The organism is Pseudomonas sp. CAU 1711, from assembly GCF_039888625.1.
In the GTDB taxonomy this organism is placed as follows: domain Bacteria; phylum Pseudomonadota; class Gammaproteobacteria; order Pseudomonadales; family Pseudomonadaceae; genus Aquipseudomonas.
The window spans coordinates 30132-47548 of record NZ_JBDQQT010000016.1 but is presented as its reverse complement, the minus strand read 5'-3'; the positions used below and the strand labels follow the sequence as shown (position 1 = coordinate 47548).

Genomic DNA, 17417 nt, shown 5'->3' with positions numbered 1-17417 from the left:
CGATCATCGCCGGATGGCGAAGCGGAGCCTTAAATGCAAAACCCGGCCGAAGCCGGGTAGTGCGGAAGCCTTCAGCGGCGCGACCGATAACTCAGTACAGGCGCTCGCGGCGGCGCTGCTCGCGCTGCACTTTCTTGGCGTGACGCTTAACAGCGGCGGCGGCCTTGCGCTTGCGCTCGGTGGTGGGCTTCTCGTAGAACTCGCGGCTGCGCACTTCGGCCAGGACACCGGCCTTTTCGCAGGAGCGCTTGAAGCGACGCAGAGCTACGTCGAAGGGTTCGTTCTCTTTAACTTTGACGGCTGGCATCCAGGTCGTACCTTCACTGTTTTACCGAATGGACGACGCGATCCGGCAAGGGCACGGGAATACGTCGGTTTTCAAGGGCTGCGGATATTAACGCCTCGCGCCAGGGAATGCAAAGCCTCTGATCGAAAAGCGCTGGCCCGGCCGTGGGGCGACGATTATCATGCGCGCCTTCCTATATAGCCAGTGTTGAAGGTTCTATCCCCATGCTAGTGCTGGGCCTGGAGACCTCCTGCGACGAGACCGGCGTCGCCCTCTACGATAGCGAGCGCGGCCTGTTGGCCGATGCCCTGTTCAGCCAGATCGACCTGCACCGCGTCTACGGCGGCGTGGTTCCGGAGCTGGCCTCGCGCGATCACGTCAAGCGCATGCTGCCGCTGATCCGTCAGGTGCTCGGCGAGGCCGGCGTGACGGGCGGGCAGGTCGAGGCCATCGCCTATACCTCCGGCCCCGGCCTGGTCGGCGCCCTGCTGGTCGGCGCCGCCTGTGCCCAGGCCATGGCCCTGGCCTGGGATATTCCCGCCGTGGGCGTGCACCATATGGAAGGCCATCTGCTGGCGCCCATGCTGGAAGAGTCGCCGCCGGCCTTTCCGTTCGTCGCCCTGCTGGTGTCCGGCGGCCATACCCAGCTGGTGCGGGTCGACGGCATTGGCCAGTACCAGATGCTCGGCGAGTCGATGGACGACGCCGCCGGCGAGGCCTTCGACAAGACCGCCAAGCTGATGGGCCTGCGCTATCCGGGCGGCCCGGAGATCGCCCGCCTGGCCGAGCAGGGCACGCCGGGGCGTTTCAGCTTCCCGCGGCCGATGACCGACAGGCCCGGCCTGGACTTCAGCTTTAGCGGCCTCAAGACCTTCACCCTGAACACCTGGCAGCAGTGCCGCGACGCCGGCGACGCCAGCGAGCAGACCCGCGCCGACATCGCCCGGGCGTTCCAGGAGGCGGTGGTCGACACCCTGACCATCAAGTGCAAGCGCGCGCTCAAGCAGACCGGCCTCAACAGCCTGGTGATCGCCGGCGGGGTGAGCGCCAACCAGGCCCTGCGGCAGTCCCTGGAGGGCATGTTGGCCGGGCTCAAGGGCAAGGTGTTCTATGCCCGTCCGCGCTTCTGCACCGACAACGGCGCGATGATCGCCTACGCCGGCTGCCAGCGCCTGCTGGCCGGCCAGCACGAGGGGCCGGAGATCAAGGTGCAGGCGCGCTGGCCGATGGAGCAGCTGCCGGCCATCTGAGCCGTGGGATTAGAAATGCCGTTCGCGTCCGGCCATCAGGTCGCGTAGATTGCCGCGATGACGCCAGACGATCAGCCCGGTGAGCGCGCACATCGGCAGCAGCGCCGCCGGTTGCTGCCAGGCCAGCAGCGGCAGGGTCAGCGGCGTGGCGATCAGCGAGGCCAGCGAGCTGGTGCGGGTGAGGTAGAAGGTCAGTGCCCAGCTCGCCAGGGCCAGCAGGGCGGCAGGCGGGTAGAGGCCGAGCAGCATGCCGGCGGCGGTGGCCACGCCCTTGCCGCCCTTGAAGCCAAAGTAGATGGGGTGGAGGTGACCGACCACGGCGGCCAGGCCGACCCAGGCCTGGTCCTGCAGTGGCAGGCCGAGCAGCTTGGCGAGCAGTACCGGCAGCAGGCCCTTGGCCAGATCGCCGAGCAGGGTCAGCAGGGCCAGCTTCCTGCCGGCGACCCGCAGCATGTTGGTGGCGCCGGGGTTGCCCGAGCCACTGGCGCGCGGGTCCGGCCCGCCGCTCAGGCGGCTGAGCAGGATGGCGAAGGACAGCGAGCCGAGCAGGTAGGCGAGCGGTGCCAGCAGCCAGAGCATGGTATCCATTCCGGGGCGAGGGAGCCCCGATTCTAGCGGCGTGCCGCGTGGAGTGAACAGGTGGACAAGGTTTTCATCGAGGGTCTGGAGGTCGACACCCTGATCGGTGCCTACGACTGGGAGCGAGGCATTCGCCAGTGCCTGCTGCTGGATCTGTGCTTCGCCTGGGATATCCGCCCGGCCGCTGCCGGCGACGACCTGAGCAAGGCGCTGGACTACGCCGCCATCAACCAGCAGGTGCAGGCCTTCGCCAGCGCCGCCCGCTTCGAGCTGGTGGAAACCTTCGCCGAGCGCCTGGCCGAGCAGCTGCTGGCGCAGTTCGGCATGCCCTGGCTGCGTCTCAAGGTGACCAAGCCGGGCGCCAATGCTCAGGCCCGCGCGGTGGGCGTGGAAATCGAGCGCAGCCACCCATGACCCCTATCTTCCTCGGCCTCGGCAGCAATACCGAGCGCGAGCTGCACTTGGCTGCCGGCCTCGATGCGCTGGCCGAACTGCTCGGCGACCTGCGCTGCTCGCCGGTGTTCGAGAGCCGCCCGGTGGGCATCAAGAGCGGCAACTTCTACAACCTGGTGGTCAGTGCGCACAGCGAGCTGCCGCTGGCCGAACTGGATCGCCGGCTCAAGTTCATCGAGGCCGACAACGGCCGCTATGCCCCCGAGCGCAAGGGCCTGCCGCTGGACATCGACGTGCTGCTGTATGGCGAGCGGGTCGGCAACTTCGCTGGCCTGGTGCTGCCGCGCGCGGAGATCCTCAAGAACGCCTTCGTGCTCTGGCCGCTGGCGCTGCTGGCCCCCGCCACGCCACACCCCGAGGCGCGCAGGTCCTTCGCCGAGCTGTGGCGCGAGGCGCAGATCGATCAGCAGCTATGGCCGGTGCCCTTCCAGTGGCGCGGCGCCGAGCTGACCCCGGCCGAGTTGCTGCAGGCGTACCCGGCCCCTGTGTAGGCTGGTCGGGCCGCGCAGGCGAGCGCTGCGACACCCGGCGCTGGGTTTCGGCGCATTGCGCCTCTACCCAGCCTACGACAGCCTCGCCGTAGCCCGGATGGCTCGTGCCTTGGCAACTTCGCGAGCAGGGCTCGCGCCTACGGGGCAGCTTTTGCCTTGTAGGCCTTGAGTGCCTGCAGGCGTTCGCGCCTGAGTGCCTCGCCCAGTTCGGCGTCTTTCAAGCCTTTTTCCAGCAGCGGCTGCACCGCCACCGCGCGGGCGGCCTGCATGGCACCGCGCAGGTAGGCGGCCTGCGGGTAATCGCGCCGCTCCAGGCCCAGGCGGCCACGGGCGTCCATCTCGCAGGCGGCGAGAAACTCCTCGAAACGCTGCGGCCGGCGATACACGTCGAAGCTCTGCAGCAGCTCCAGCATTGTGCTGGCGCGCAGCTCCAGGGCGCGATGGGCATGGCTGTGGTACTCGCCGACCAGCAGGGCCAGCTCGGCGCAATCGCGCGGCGCCTTGCAGCGCCGGTTCACCGCCGCGATCGGTTCGAGGCCGCGCTGCTCGTGGGCGATATGTCGCGGCCACTCGCCTTGCGGCGTGCGGCCCTTGCCCAGGTCGTGCAGTAGGCAGGCCCAGCGCACGGTGAGCGGCTGGGCGTGCAGGGCGCACTGCCGCAGCACCATCAGGCAGTGCAGGCCGGTGTCGACCTCCGGGTGATGGGCCTCGGGCTGCGGCACGCCGAACAGGGCGTCCAGCTCCGGCAGCAGCTCGGCCAGGGCGCCGCAGTCGCGCAGCACCTGGATGAACACGTCCGGGCGAGGCTCCAGCAGGGCGCGGGAGATCTCCTTCCAGCTGCGCTCGGCGGTCAGCGCCTGCAGCTCGCCGGATTCGGCCAGCCGGCGCATCAGCGCCAGGGTCTCGTCGGCGACGCGAAAGCCCAGCGGCGCATAGCGGGCGGCGAAGCGCGCCACCCGCAGCACCCGCAGCGGGTCCTCGGCGAAGGCCGGGGAGACGTGGCGCAGCACACGCTCCTGCAGGTCCTGTTGGCCGCCATAGGGGTCGATCACCCGGCCGTCGTCGTCCTCGGCCATGGCGTTGATGGTCAGGTCGCGGCGCAGCAGGTCCTGCTCCAGGGTCACGTCCGGGCTGGCGTGGAACACGAAGCCGCCGTAGCCCTGGCCGGACTTGCGCTCGGTGCGGGCCAGGGCATACTCCTCGCCGCTCTCGGGGTGGAGGAACACCGGGAAGTCCGCCCCCACCGGGCGAAAGCCCAGGGCCTGCATGGCCTCGGCACTGGCGCCCACCACCACCCAGTCGATGTCGGCCACCGGGCGGCCGAGCAGGCGGTCGCGCACGGCGCCGCCGACCTTGTAAATCTGCATGGAATCTTTCCTCCGTGCTGCGGAGGATGAGGGGATGCAGCCATCAGCTGCAAGCTACAAGCTGCAAGTCCGAGCGGAAAACAGCGCGAGCTGTTCGACAGGCACTGGTCGCCGGCCAGCACACTGACGGGCTTGCAGCTTGCAGCTTGCAGCTTGCAGCTTGCAGCTTGCAGCTCAGATCGGCGGTATCACCAGGTCCAGGCGCGGGTACTCGTTGTCGTCGCTCTGCTCGCCCTTGGGCGGCATGTGCTGCATGCCGACCACCTGATCGCCGCGCATGCTCTCCAGGTGGATGTCGAAGCCCCACAGGCGGTGCAGGTGCTTGAGCACCTCGGCGGTCGAGTTGCCCAGCGGCTTGCGGTCGTGCTGCTGGTGGCGCAGGGTCAGGGAGCGGTCGCCGCGGCGGTCGACGCTCCAGATCTGCACGTTGGGCTCGCGGTTGCCCAGGTTGTACTGCGCCGCCAGGGTCTCGCGGATCTGCCGGTAGCCCGGCTCGTCGTGGATGGCCGGGATCAGCAGGTCGTCCTGCTGGTCGTCGTCGAGCACGCTGAACAGCTTGAGGTCGCGGATCACTTTGGGCGAGAGGAACTGCAGGATGAAGCTCTCGTCCTTGAAGTTAGCCATGGCGAACTTGAGGGTGGACAGCCAGTCGCTGCCGGCGATGTCCGGGAACCAGCGCTTGTCCTCCTCGGTGGGGTGTTCGCACATGCGGCGCAGGTCGCTGTAGATGGCGAAGCCCAGGGTGTAGGGGTTGATGCCGCCGTAGTAGGGGCTGTCGAAACCGGGTTGGTAGATCACCCCGGTGTGCGACTGCAGGAACTCCATCATGAAGCCTTCGGTGACCAGGCCCTCGTCGTACAGGTCGTTCATCAGGGTGTAGTGCCAGAAGGTGGCCCAGCCCTCGTTCATCACCTGGGTTTGGCGCTGCGGGTAGAAGTACTGGGCGATCTTGCGCACGATGCGCACCACCTCGCGCTGCCAGGGTTCCAGCAGTGGCGCGTGCTTCTCCAGGAAGTACAGGATGTTCTCCTGCGGCTCGTCCGGCCAGCGCTTGCTGTCGTGCTCGTGGCCCTTGCGCGAGCTCTTGGGGATGGTGCGCCAGAGGTCGTTGATCTGCTTCTGCAGGTGTTCCTCGCGATCCTTCTGCCGGCGCCGCTCTTCCTCGGCGGAGATCGGGTAGGGGCGCTTGTAGCGGTCGACCCCGTAGTTCATCAGGGCGTGACAGGAGTCCAGCAGCTCCTCCACCGCATCGATGCCGTGGCGCTCCTCACATTGGGTGATGTACTGCTTGGCGAACACCAGGTAGTCGATGATCGAGCTGGCGTCGGTCCAGGTGCGGAACAGGTAGTTGCCCTTGAAGAAGCTGTTGTGGCCGTAGCAGGCGTGGGCGATCACCAGGGCCTGCATGCACATGGTGTTCTCTTCCATGAGGTAGGCGATGCAGGGGTCGGAGTTGATCACGATCTCGTAGGCCAGGCCCATCTGCCCGCGCGAATAGCCCTTCTCGGTGGCGAGGAAGTGCTTGCCGTAGGACCAGTGGTGATAGCCCAGCGGCATGCCCACCGAGGCGTAGGCGTCCATCATCTGCTCGGCGGTGATCACCTCGATCTGGTTGGGGTAGGTGTCCAGCGCGTAGCGCTCGGCCAGGCGGGCGATTTCCCTGTCGTACTGGCGGATCAGCTCGAAGGTCCACTCCGAACCGGTGGAGATGGGCTGGCGTCTCTTGGCAGGGGCATTCATGGGGCGGCCCTCAGGTGATCAGGCGGCGCTGGAACAGCTCGCGGAACACCGGGTAGATGTCCGCGGCGGAGACCAGCTGCTGCTGGGCGAAGGATTTGGCGAAGTTCTCGCCGACCTGTTCGTACTCGTACCACAGCGCCTGGTGCTCGCGCGGGGTGATCTCGACGTAGGTGAAGTACTGCACGAACGGCATGATCTGGTTGATCAGGATATCCCGGCACACCGGCGAGTCGTCGTTCCAGTTGTCGCCGTCCGAGGCCTGGGCGCCGTAGATGTTCCATTCGTTGATCGGGTAGCGCTCGGCCATGATCTCCTGCATCAGCTTGAGCGCGCTGGAGACTATGGTGCCGCCGGTTTCCCGCGAGTAGAAGAACTCCTCCTCGTCGACCTCCTTGGCGCTCGTATGGTGGCGGATGAACACCACCTCGATGCGCTCGTAGTTTCGCTTGAGGAACAGATAGAGAAGGATGAAGAAGCGCTTGGCGATGTCCTTGGTGGCCTGGGTCATCGAGCCGGAGACGTCCATCAGGCAGAACATCACCGCCTTGGAACTGGGGTTGGGCTGTTTGACCAGCAGGTTGTACTTGAGGTCGAAGGTGTCGAGGAAGGGGATGCGGTTGATCCGCGCACTGAGCCGTTCGATCTCCGCCTCCAGCTCCTGGATGTCGCCGAAGTTGTCCGGCTCATCCCGCTTGAGCCGTTCCAGCTCGGCCTTGACCTCGCGCAACCTATTGCGGCTGGAACCGGACAGGGCGATACGCCGTGCGTGCGCCGATCTCAGGGTGCGGACGATATTGATGCGCGAGGGATTGCCCTCGTTGCTGATACCGGCGCGCACCGTCTTGAAGGTGTCGGTGCCGCTCAGATGGCGCTTGACCAGATTGGGCAGTTCCAGATCCTCGAACATGAAGTCGAGGAACTCCTCCTGGGTGATCTGGAAGACGAACTCGTCCATGCCCTCGCCGGAGTTGCTCGCCTTGCCCTGGCCGCGCCCGCCGCCGCCACCCTGGGGGCGCGGCACATGGTCGCCGGCGGTGAATTCCTTGTTGCCCGGGTGCACGGTGGTCTGCCGCCCGCCGCGGCCGTGGTGCAGCACCGGCTCGTCGATATCGCGACCGGGGATGCTGATCTGCTCGCCGTGCTCCATGTCGGTGATGGAGCGGCGGCTGACGGCCTCCTCCACCGCCTTCTTGATGTGCTCACGGTAGCGCCGCAGGAAGCGCTGGCGGTTGACCGTGCTCTTGTTCTTGCCGTTCAGACGCCGGTCGATCACGTAGCTCATAGGCCCCTCCGGGGCAGCTTCAAGTCGCAAGCCTCAAGCTGCAAGTGAAAGCGGAACGGCAGGCGTCCGTGCCCTTGCTTGCCGCTTGAAGCTTGTCGCTCGCGGCTGCCTCACTGCGATTTGCGAACCCGCAGATACCATTCCGACAGCAGGCGTACCTGTTTCTCGGTGTAGCCGCGCTCGACCATGCGTTTGACGAAGTCGTTGTGCTTCTGTTGGTCCTCCTTGCTGGCCTTGGCGTTGAAGCTGATGACCGGCAGCAGGTCCTCGGTGTTGGAGAACATCTTCTTCTCGATGACCACGCGCAGCTTCTCGTAGCTGAGCCAGGTGGGGTTCTTGCCGTTGTTGTTGGCGCGGGCGCGCAGCACGAAGTTGACTATCTCGTTGCGGAAGTCCTTCGGGTTGCTGATGCCGGCCGGTTTCTCGATCTTCTCCAGCTCCTCGTTGAGGGCCACGCGGTTGAGGATCTCGCCGGTCTCCGGGTCGCGGTACTCCTGATCCTGGATCCAGAAGTCGGCGTACAGCACGTAGCGGTCGAAGATGTTCTGCCCGTACTCGCTGTAGGATTCCAGGTAGGCGGTCTGGATCTCCTTGCCGATGAACTCGATGTAGCGCGGTGCCAGGTATTCCTTGATGTAACGCAGGTAGCGCTCGCGCATCTCGGCGGGGAACTGCTCCTGCTCGATCTGCTGTTCCAGCACGTACAGCAGGTGCACCGGGTTCGCCGCGATCTCGTGGGGGTCGAAGTTGAACACCTTGGAGAGGATCTTGAAGGCGAAGCGGGTCGACAGCCCGGCCATGCCCTCGTCGACGCCGGCGGAGTCGCGGTACTCCTGGATCGACTTGGCCTTGGGATCGGTGTCCTTGAGGTTCTCGCCGTCGTAGACGCGCATCTTCGAGTAGATGTTGGAGTTCTCCGGCTCCTTCAGGCGGCTCAGCACGGAGAACTGGGCGAGCATCTTCAGGGTGTCCGGCGCGCAGTGGGCGTTGGCCAGCGAGCTGTGGGCGAGCAGCTTGTCGTAGATCTTGATCTCGTCGGTGACGCGCAGGCAGTAGGGCACCTTGACGATGTAGATGCGGTCGATGAAGGCCTCGTTGTTCTTGTTGTTCCTGAAGCTGTGCCACTCCGACTCGTTGGAGTGGGCCAGGATAATGCCGCTGTAGGGCAGGCCGCCGAGGCCCTCGGTGCTGTTGTAGTTGCCTTCCTGGGTGGCGGTCAGCAGCGGGTGCAGCACCTTGATCGGCGCCTTGAACATCTCGACGAACTCCATCAGGCCCTGGTTGGCCCGGCACAGCGCGCCCGAGTAGCTGTAGGCGTCGGCGTCGTTCTGCGGGAACTCCTCCAGCTTGCGAATATCCACCTTGCCCACCAGCGAGGAGATGTCCTGGTTGTTCTCGTCGCCCGGCTCGGTCTTGGCGATGGCGATCTGGTTGAGGATCGAGGGGTGCAGCTTGACCACGCGGAACTTGCTGATGTCGCCGCCGAACTCGTTGAGGCGCTTGGTCGCCCAGGGCGAGATCACCGTACGCAGGTAACGCTGCGGGATGCCGTATTCCTCTTCGAGGATCTTGCCGTCCTCGTCGGCGTTGAACAGGCCGAGCGGCGATTCGAACACCGGCGAGCCCTTGATGGCGTAGAAGGGAATGTGCTCCATCAGCTGCTTGAGCTTTTCGGCCAGCGAGGACTTGCCGCCGCCGACCGGGCCGAGCAGGTAGAGAATCTGCTTCTTCTCTTCCAGGCCCTGGGCGGCGTGGCGGAAGTAGGAGACGATCTGGTCGATGCACTCCTCCATGCCGTGGAAGTCGGCGAAGGCCGGATAGCGGCGGATCACCTTGTTGGAGAAGATCCGTGACAGGCGCGGATCGGCCGAGGTGTCGAGCAACTCGGGCGAGCCTATGGCCATCAGCATGCGTTCGGCGGCGGTGGCATAGGCGCTGGGATCCGTTTTGCACAGCTCCAGATATTCCTGCAGGGAATACTCTTCCTGCCGAGTCGCCTCGAATCTCTGCTGGAAGTGGCTGAATATACTCATGACTGCACCTCGCTCGCTTGCGTGGAGCCGGCGTGGGTCATTCGGGCGGGTGCGCGGGAGGACGGCGGGTCGGCCGTTGGGAATCCCCCAGAACACCTCAAAAAGCTACCGATGGCCCGGAACCGGTGTGCCGGCTCTCCCTTCTGGATGGCCTCGACTTAAGAGTAGTTCGGTTTCGGCGGGGTCAAGCGTGGCGAGAGGGTGACAAGACATTGCCGTTCGTCGGCGAGTGCCCTGCGGGCGACGGCTGGCGCGGCTTTGCGCCGCGCAGAAAATTTTTATTCGGCGTCGCCCTGGCTGACCTGGTCGGGGAACTGGCTGCGCCACAGCTCGAAGCCGCCGTCGAGGCTGTAGACCTCGGCGAAGCCCTGGTGCGCCAGGTAGGCGGCGGCGCTCTGGCTGGAGTTGCCGTGGTAGCAAGTGACGATCAGCGGCTTGTCGAAGTCGGCGGCGGCGATGAAGGCGGCCAGATTGTGGTTGTCCAGATGGCTGGAGCCGCTGATATGGCCGCTGGCGAAGCTCTGCGGGTCGCGGATGTCGACCACCACGGCGCCCTGTTCGCGTAGGGCCTGGGCCTGTTCCGGGGGGATACGTTTGAATTCGCTCATCGGGCGATCTCCTTGCAGTCGCAGCGCAGTTTCTCGCCGCTGTCGATATTCATCAGGGTCATGGCGCCACCCCACACGCAGCCGCTGTCCAGGGCGAACAGGCCGGGCTCGTCGCAGTGGCCCTCCAGCGCCGCCCAGTGGCCGAAGACGATCTTCTGGCCGCGGGTCCTGCGCTGCGGCCAGGCGAACCAGGGGGCGTAGCCGGGCGGGGCGCTGTCCAGGCCTTCCTTGCTCTTCAGGTCGAGCGTACCGTCCTCGGCGCAGAAGCGCATGCGGGTGAAGTAGTTGGTGATCACCCGCAGCCGGGTGACGCCGTGCAGGTCGCCGTCCCACCTGGCCGGCTCGTTGCCGTACATGCCCTCGAGGAACAGTGGCAGGCGCGCGTCGTCGCGCAGCGCCTCCTCGACCTCGGCGGCACGCTTGAGCGCCTTGCGCAGCGTCCATTGCGGCGCGATGCCGGCATGCACCAGGGCGATGTCGCGCTCTTCGTCGTAGTGCATCAGCTTCTGTCGGCGCAGCCAGTCGATCAGCTCGGCGCAGTCCGGTGCGTCGATGATCTCGCGCAGGGTGTCGTTCTTCTTCAGGCGCTCGATGCTGTGCGCCACTGCGATCAGGTGCAGGTCGTGGTTGCCCAGCACGCAGACCAGCGCTTCGCGCATGGCGTAGAGGTAACGCAGGGTCTCCAGCGACTGCGGGCCGCGGTTGACCAGATCGCCGACCAGCCACAGTCGGTCCTTGGCCGGGTCGAAGGCGACCCGTTCGAGCAGGCACTTCAGCGGCTGCAGGCAACCCTGCAGGTCGCCGACGGCATAGGTCGCCATCAGTGCAGGGCTCCCGGCACGGCCAGGCGGAACGGCGCGATGGGGGCGTCGAAGCGTTTGCCGTCGTCGGCCAGCATCTGGTAGCTGCCGTGCATATTGCCGACCTGGGTCGCCATGACCGTGCCGCTGCTGTAGGTATGGCTTTCTCCGGGCTGCAGGTGCGGCTGCTGGCCGACCACGCCGGCGCCGCGCACTTCCTGCACGCGGCCGTCGCCATCGGTGATGATCCAGTGGCGGGTCAGCAGCTTGGCCGCCAGCGTGCCGCCGTTGTGGAGGGTCACGGTGTAGGCGAAGGCGTAGCGGTTCTGTTCCGGAGTCGATTGCTCCGGCAGGTAGCGGGTCTCGACGCTGACGTCGATCTGGTAACGCGGGTCGGCCATCTGGGGAAACTCGGCAGGCTGGAAGGGCAGTTTAGTCTGCTTGTTCGGCACTCTGGCGTTCGGCCAGCTGATCGGCCAGACGCACGAAGGCGGCCAGGTCGAGCTGCTCCGGGCGCAATCCGCCATCCACGCCGGCGGCCTCGATGGCTTCGCCCGGCAGCAACTGCTTGAGGGTGTTGCGCAGGGTCTTGCGCCGCATGTTGAAGGCCTCGCGCACCACCCGTTCGAGCAGGCGGTGGTCCTTGGCCGGGTGCGGCAGAGCTTCGTGCGGCACCAGGCGGACGATGGCCGAGTCGACCTTGGGCGGCGGATTGAAGGCGCCGGGGCCGACGTTGAACAGGTGCTCCACCCGGCAGTGGTACTGGACCATGATCGACAGGCGGCCCCAATCGCCGCCGCCCGGTTCGGCGGCCAGGCGTTCGACGACCTCTTTTTGCAGCATAAAGTGCATGTCGCGGATCAGCGGGGCGTTGTCTAGCAGGTGGAAGATCAGCGGCGTGGAGATGTTGTACGGCAGGTTGCCGACCACCCGCAGGCTGCGCGGCGCGGCGTCGAGGCGGGCGAAATCGAACTTGAGGGCGTCGCCCTGGTTGAGCTTGAAGCGTGGGTTGTCGCCAAACTTGGCCTGCAGGATGGGGATCAGGTCGAGGTCCAGCTCGATCACGTCGAGCTGGGCGCCGCTGCCGAGCAGTCCCTCGGTCAGGGCGCCCTGGCCCGGGCCGATCTCCAGCAGGCGCTCGCCCTCCTTGGCGTGGATGGCGCGCAGGATGCGGTGGATCACCCCGGCATCGTGCAGGAAGTTCTGGCCGAAGCGCTTGCGGGCGCGGTGCTGGTATTCGCTCATGGGTACGGCTCCAAGCTTCAAGCCACAAGCTCAAAGCACAATCTAAAGAGCGGCAGTTTAACAGCATCGCCGGCGGCAGCCGTAGGCTGGGTCGGGCCGCGTAGGTAGAGCGTAGCGAAACCCAGCATGGAAGCAGCGCTGGGTTTCGGCGCAAAGCGCCTCTACCCAGCCTACGTCCTACGTCCGGCTCGTGCCATCTGGTAGGCCGTCTCCAGGGCGACCTGCAGGCTGCCGGTGTCGACCCGGCCGCTACCGGCCAGATCCAGCGCGGTGCCGTGGTCGACCGAGGTACGGATGATCGGCAGGCCCAGGGTGACGTTGACGGCGGCACCGAAGCCCTTGTACTTGAGCACCGGCAGGCCCTGGTCGTGGTACATGGCCAGCACCGCATCGCAGTGCTCCAGGTGCTTGGGGGTGAACAGGGTGTCGGCCGGCAGCGGGCCGACCAGGTCGATGCCTTCGCTGCGTAGATATTCGAGGGTAGGCTCGATTACCTCGATCTCCTCGCGGCCCAGATGGCCGCCCTCGCCGGCGTGCGGGTTGAGGCCGCAGACCAGGATGCGCGGGGCGGCGATGCCGAACTTCGCCACCAGGTCGGCGTGCAGGATGCGCGCGACCCGCTCCAGGCGCTCGCCGGTGATGGCGGCGGCGACGTCCTTGAGCGGCAGGTGGGTGGTCACCAGGGCCACGCGCAGGCCGCGGGTGGCCAGCATCATCACCACCTGCTGGCTGGCGGTCAGCTCGGCGAGGAACTCGGTGTGGCCGGAGAAGGGGATGCCGGCCTCGTTGATCACGCCCTTGTGCACCGGCGCGGTGATCATCCCGGCGAAGCTGCCGTCGAGGCAGCCGCGGCCGGCGCGCGTCAGGGTCTCCAGTACATAGGCGGCGTTGGCCCTGTTCAGCTCGCCGGCGGTGGCCGGCACCGCCAGCGGGGTATCCCAGACGTAGAGGCTGCCGGCCGGCGCGGGGCCGTGTGGCCACTGTCCGGGGCCGACCTCGCGCAGTTCGATGCCCAGCCCCAGTTGGCTGGCGCGCTCGGCGAGCAGGGCGCGGCTGGCGATGGCGACCAGTGCTTCGGGCTGTTGTTCGCGGGCCAGCAGCAGGCAGAGGTCGGGGCCGATGCCGGCGGGTTCGCCGGGGGTCAGGGCAAACAGGGCCATGGGACAGTTCTCGTCGGTTGGGAGGGACAGTTTAGAGGCGAAAAAAAGCCCGGCGCCAGGCCGGGCTTGTTGGCGCCGAGGCGCTTACAGCTTGATCTCGACGTAGGCCTCGTCGCGGATCTGGCGCAGCCAGGTCTGCAGCTCCTCGTCGTACTTGCGGTTGCGCAGGGCGTTCATCGCCTGCTGCTCGCGGTACTGCTCGCTGCTGTCGGTGGCGCGGCGGCCCAGTACTTCCAGCACATGCCAGCCGTAGGGGCTCTTGAACGGCTCGGACAGGCGACCGCTGGGGGTCTTGGCCATCACCTCGCGGAACTCCGGCACCAGGATATTGGGGTCGACCCAGTTCATGTCGCCGCCGTTGAGGGCCGAGCCCGGGTCTTCGGAGAAGCTCTTGGCCAGGGTGGCGAAGTCCTCGCCGGCGACGATGCGCTCGTGCAGGCGCTCGACCAGGCGGCGGGTTTCGGCCTCGCTGCGCACTTCGTTGGGCTTGATCAGGATATGCCGCACATGCACTTCGTCGCGCACCTGGGTGTCGCCGCCGCGCTTGTCCAGCAGCTTAACGATCATGAAGCCGCTGGGCATGCGCACCGGCTGGGCGACATCGCCGGGGTTGAGGCTGCGCAGCATCTCGACGAAGGCGGGTGGCAGCTGCGCGGCCTTGCGCCAGCCGATCTCGCCGCCTTCCAGGGCGTTATCTCCGGCGGAGTTGGAGAGCGCGGCCTGAGCGAAGTCGGCACCGGCACGCAGGCTGTCGTAGAGCTCTGCGGTCTTCTGGGCCGCGGCGCGTACCTGATCCGGCGATGCCGCGTCCGGCACCGAAATCAGGATATTGGCCAGGCGGTACTCCTCGGACAGGTGCATCTGGCCCAGGTCGGAGGCCAGGAAGTTCTGCACCTCCTGGTCGGTGACTTGGATGCGCTCGGCCACGCGGCGCTGGCGTACGCGGCTGATCACCATCTCGCGGCGAATTTGCTCGCGGGCCTGATCGTAGGACAGGCCGTCGCGGACCAGCGCCTCGCGGAACTGCTCGAGGCTCAGGCGATTGCGCTGGGCGATGCTGGCCATCGCCTGGTTCAGCTCCTCGTCGGTGATGCGAATGCCGGAGCGTTCGCCGATCTGCAATTGCAGGTTCTCGACGATCAGGCGTTCCAGCACCTGCTGTTGCAGCACGTCCTGCGGCGGCAGCTGACCGCCGCGCTTGTCGATGGTCTGCTCGACCTCGCGCAGGCGCTGGTCGAGCTGGCTGTACATGATCACGTCGTTGTCGACGATGGCGACCACGCGATCGAGGGACTGAAACTGGGCTTGAGCGGTCGAAGCGAGTAGAGCGGCGCCCAGCAGCAGCGGGCGCAGGCAATCAGAAAGCTTGGTCTTCACGTTCACGGTAACCTTGGATGCCTTGGTCGAGGAAAGTCTCGGTCGAGCCGCCCAGCACATTGCCGAGGCCCTTGAGGACGATCTGCAAGAAGATGCCGCGATCCGGCTCTTCGTTGACGTCCGGGTTCAGGCTGGTCTCGTCGTAGTCGATCCAGTAGCGGTTGATCAGGCGCAGTTTCCAGCAGCAGCTGTCGTACTCGAAGCCGCCGAACGCCTCCAGGGTGCGGTCGCGGGCGTAGTCGCGCTGCCAGCGGGCGATCAGGCTCCACTGCGGCACCAGCGGCCAGATGACCGAGAAGTCGTGCTGCTGGATCTTGTAGTAGTCCTCGATGTAGTTGGCGCTGCCCGGGGTGCCGAAGTCGCTGCCGTAGATCCAGGCACCGCTGGCCTGGTCGTAGCGCAGGGTATCGTTGCGGTAGCGATAGCCGAGGTTGACCACCTTGTTCGGGTTGTCTTCCGGCTGGTAGTGGAACATCAGGCTGCCTGAGCGGGTGGTGTGGCTGTCCGGATCCCAGTTGAAGTCCGAGCTCAGGCGCCAGTCGCGGTTGAAACGGTAGAGATACTGCAGGGCATAGGGCGAGACGCTGGACTGATAGTCGTTGCGGTCTCTGAGGGTGCCCGTGCGGTCCGGCATGGTGACCTTGCGGTCTTCGAAGTAGAAGGCCTGACCGATGGCGAGGCGCTGACGCTCGAAGCCATCGTCCTCGATCCAGCGGCTGGTCACGCCGAGGGACAACTTGTTCTCGTCGCCGATGCGGTCGCGGCCGCTGAAGCGGTTGTCGCGCCACAGCGAGGCGTAGTCGAAGCTGTATTCGCCGGTGTCGAAGATCGGGATATCGTCCTGATCCTTCTCCGGCACATAGAGATAGAAGGCGCGCGGCTCCAGGGTCTGGCGGTAGTTGTTGCCGAACCACTGGGTATTGCGGTCGAAGTACAGGCCGCTGTCGAGGCCGAAGATCGGCACGCTGCGATCCGGGCTGTCATCGAAGTTGCCGCCCAGCTGGGCCTTGCCGATGGAGTCCAGATCCAGGTCGTAGCGGGTGTAGGCGTATTTCAGGCTCGGCTTGAGATAGCCCCAGGTCGCCTGCATCGGCAGGCTGATGCCGGGCTCGAGGTGAACGCGCTCACCGTTGGCGCGGTCGAGGCCGAAGACGTTGTTATCGTACCAGGGCTGGGCGTTGCCATCTTCGTCGACGAAGTTGCCGCTGCGCAGGTCGCGGTCGAAGTTCACGTACTCGGTGGCGTAGAAGAGGTTCAGGCCGCCGGGCTGGAAGGGTAGACGGCCGTCCAGGGTCAGTTGTGGCAGGCGCTCGTACGGCGTGACGTCGACGACGCTGGTCTGCGAGTAGGCGTGGGCATTGAGCCTGGCGGTGTAGCTGTCGCCGCGATAGGTCAGGGTGCCGCGCTGGTTGAGGAAGTCCGGCGTCTCTAGGTTTTCCAGATCGCTGTCCAAGTCCTGGAAGTAGTAGGGGTCGCTGATCTCGGTGTAGTCCACCTCGGCCAGCAGGCGCTCGTCGAGGCCGCCCTTGTGCTGCCAGTTATACAGCCAGCGCTGGTCTTCGTAGTCGGACTGCAGTTTGCGTTTGTCTTCCTGGTCGTCCAGGTAGGCGCCGCCGACCTGGCCCTCGCTGCCCTTGGTCAGGTAGCGGAACTCGCCCTCCAGCAGCAGGCCGCGCTTGGCCATGTAGGTCGGGTAGAGGGTGGCGTCGTAGTTCGGTGCCAGGTTGAAGTAGTAGGGGGTCGACAGGGTGAAGCCGTTGTCGCTGGTCGAACCCAGACCCGGGGCGAGGAAGCCGGACTGGCGGCGATCGTCGATAGGGAAGTAGATGTAAGGGGTATAGAACACCGGAATGTCCTTCACCCGCAGGGTCACGTTGGTCGCGGTGCCGAAGCCTGTAGCCGGGTCCAGCTTGATGTTCTTGCCTTTCAGCTGCCAGGCGTTGCTGCCCGGTTCGCAGCGGGTGTAGGTGCCGTCCTTGAGGCGTACCACGGCGCTCTCTTCGCGCTTGGCATAGAGCGCGCTGCCGCGTACGTGACCCTTGTGGATGACGTACTCGGCGTTCTCCACCTTGGCTTCGCCGTTGTCCAGCTGGATCTCGGCGCGGTCGCCGACCACCAGCATGCCGTTGTCACGGATGCGTACGTTGCCTTTCAGCTCGCCGCGGTTCTCGGCCTGGTGCAGGGTGGCCTCTTCGGCTTCGACCTGCATGCTGGCCTGGCGCAGCACCACGTCGCCGGCCAGGGTGGCGGCTTCCCTTTCCTGCTCGTAGCGCGAGGCCTTGGCCGAGACGAACAGCGGCGCCTCGTCCTTCGGCGTTTCATCGCTCATGCCCGGTCGCAGCGGCTCGATATAGGAGCCCTCGCAGTAGGGGCCGACCTCGGCCAGCTGGGCGGCGGTCAGTTGCTCGCGCGGCACCCAGTCCAGGTGGCTGTAGTCGGCGCTGCGGCTCTGCAGGCCGCGGCCACCGCTCTCGGTAACCAGCGTCGGCTGCTCGCCTTGCTGAGCTGGCTCGCCGGAGGCGGCGCTGACCGCCGTGGCGCTGTGTTGCGGGCGCGGCAGCTGGGCGGCGGCACTGGATTTGGGGGTGCAGGCCCAGCCTCCCGTGGGGGAGGCGCTGCAGTCGTACTGCTCGGCGGCGACGACGAAGGACGAGGCCAGGGGTTGCAGGGCCAGCAGGCCGCCGGTCACCAGCAACGGGAATTTCTTACGGAACAGCGGGAGTTTTACTGCCATCTTGTTAGTCCG

Annotated in this window: 16 protein-coding genes; 3 read left to right on the top strand and 13 right to left on the bottom strand. The window is 66.2% G+C overall.

Annotated features, from left to right (window positions below; genetic code table 11):
* Window positions 1–91: 91 nt before the first annotated feature.
* Window positions 92–307: a 30S ribosomal protein S21 gene (rpsU, locus tag AAFN46_RS17415; RefSeq protein WP_021702507.1), complete on the bottom strand. Its 216-nt coding sequence runs from the start codon at window positions 305–307 to the stop codon at window positions 92–94.
* A gap of 203 nt (window positions 308–510) precedes the next feature.
* Here rpsU and tsaD point away from each other — a divergent pair, with 203 nt between their 5' ends.
* Window positions 511–1536 (top strand): tRNA (adenosine(37)-N6)-threonylcarbamoyltransferase complex transferase subunit TsaD, encoded by a 1026-nt coding sequence (gene tsaD / locus AAFN46_RS17410; protein WP_347809963.1) that lies wholly within the window; start codon window positions 511–513, stop codon window positions 1534–1536.
* A gap of 9 nt (window positions 1537–1545) precedes the next feature.
* On the opposite strand, the gene plsY is transcribed toward tsaD, so the two are convergent.
* Window positions 1546–2115 (bottom strand): glycerol-3-phosphate 1-O-acyltransferase PlsY, encoded by a 570-nt coding sequence (gene plsY / locus AAFN46_RS17405; protein ID WP_347809962.1) that lies wholly within the window; start codon window positions 2113–2115, stop codon window positions 1546–1548.
* 60 nt (window positions 2116–2175) lie between these two features.
* Between plsY and folB the strand changes: the two genes are divergently transcribed.
* A complete protein-coding gene (folB, locus tag AAFN46_RS17400) occupies window positions 2176–2529 on the top strand; it encodes a dihydroneopterin aldolase (RefSeq protein WP_347809961.1) in 354 nt (117 codons plus the stop codon).
* Complete coding sequence (folK, locus tag AAFN46_RS17395) at window positions 2526–3059, top strand: 2-amino-4-hydroxy-6-hydroxymethyldihydropteridine diphosphokinase (protein WP_347809960.1); 534 nt, start codon at window positions 2526–2528, stop codon at window positions 3057–3059. The genes folB and folK overlap by 4 nt, the downstream gene beginning before the upstream one ends.
* 137 nt (window positions 3060–3196) lie before the next feature.
* Here the strand turns inward: folK and AAFN46_RS17390 are convergent, their stop codons facing one another.
* The 11 genes from AAFN46_RS17390 to AAFN46_RS17340 all read right to left on the bottom strand — a co-directional run bounded on the left by AAFN46_RS17390 (window position 3197) and on the right by AAFN46_RS17340 (window position 17405).
* The gene (locus tag AAFN46_RS17390) at window positions 3197–4426 is read right to left on the bottom strand and encodes a multifunctional CCA addition/repair protein (RefSeq protein ID WP_347809959.1); all 1230 of its coding nucleotides are present in this window, start codon (window positions 4424–4426) and stop codon (window positions 3197–3199) included.
* 174 nt (window positions 4427–4600) lie between these two features.
* Window positions 4601–6166 carry a SpoVR family protein gene (locus tag AAFN46_RS17385; protein WP_347809958.1) on the bottom strand — a complete coding sequence of 522 codons (1566 nt, stop codon included), beginning with the start codon at window positions 6164–6166 and terminating at the stop codon, window positions 4601–4603.
* Between the two features lie 10 nt (window positions 6167–6176).
* Window positions 6177–7448, bottom strand: a complete 1272-nt coding sequence (locus AAFN46_RS17380; RefSeq protein ID WP_347809957.1) for a YeaH/YhbH family protein — start codon at window positions 7446–7448, stop codon at window positions 6177–6179.
* Between the two features lie 110 nt (window positions 7449–7558).
* Window positions 7559–9481 carry a PrkA family serine protein kinase gene (locus tag AAFN46_RS17375; RefSeq protein WP_347809956.1) on the bottom strand — a complete coding sequence of 641 codons (1923 nt, stop codon included), beginning with the start codon at window positions 9479–9481 and terminating at the stop codon, window positions 7559–7561.
* A 278-nt stretch (window positions 9482–9759) separates the two neighbouring features.
* Window positions 9760–10089, bottom strand: coding sequence for a thiosulfate sulfurtransferase GlpE (gene glpE / locus AAFN46_RS17370; RefSeq protein WP_347809955.1), 330 nt, complete (start codon window positions 10087–10089; stop codon window positions 9760–9762).
* The gene (locus AAFN46_RS17365; protein ID WP_347809954.1) at window positions 10086–10910 is read right to left on the bottom strand and encodes a symmetrical bis(5'-nucleosyl)-tetraphosphatase; all 825 of its coding nucleotides are present in this window, start codon (window positions 10908–10910) and stop codon (window positions 10086–10088) included. The genes glpE and AAFN46_RS17365 overlap by 4 nt, the downstream gene beginning before the upstream one ends.
* A complete protein-coding gene (gene apaG, locus AAFN46_RS17360; RefSeq protein ID WP_347810028.1) occupies window positions 10910–11290 on the bottom strand; it encodes a Co2+/Mg2+ efflux protein ApaG in 381 nt (126 codons plus the stop codon). Before apaG ends, AAFN46_RS17365 begins: the two co-directional genes overlap by 1 nt.
* Window positions 11291–11321: 31 nt before the next feature.
* Window positions 11322–12134, bottom strand: a complete 813-nt coding sequence (rsmA, locus tag AAFN46_RS17355) for a 16S rRNA (adenine(1518)-N(6)/adenine(1519)-N(6))-dimethyltransferase RsmA (RefSeq protein ID WP_347809953.1) — start codon at window positions 12132–12134, stop codon at window positions 11322–11324.
* Window positions 12135–12304: 170 nt separating this feature from the next.
* Complete coding sequence (pdxA, locus tag AAFN46_RS17350; protein ID WP_347809952.1) at window positions 12305–13294, bottom strand: 4-hydroxythreonine-4-phosphate dehydrogenase PdxA; 990 nt, start codon at window positions 13292–13294, stop codon at window positions 12305–12307.
* Between the two features lie 84 nt (window positions 13295–13378).
* Window positions 13379–14671 (bottom strand): peptidylprolyl isomerase, encoded by a 1293-nt coding sequence (locus tag AAFN46_RS17345; protein ID WP_347809951.1) that lies wholly within the window; start codon window positions 14669–14671, stop codon window positions 13379–13381.
* Complete coding sequence (locus tag AAFN46_RS17340; protein WP_347809950.1) at window positions 14652–17405, bottom strand: LPS-assembly protein LptD; 2754 nt, start codon at window positions 17403–17405, stop codon at window positions 14652–14654. Before AAFN46_RS17340 ends, AAFN46_RS17345 begins: the two co-directional genes overlap by 20 nt.
* Window positions 17406–17417 lie beyond the last annotated feature (12 nt).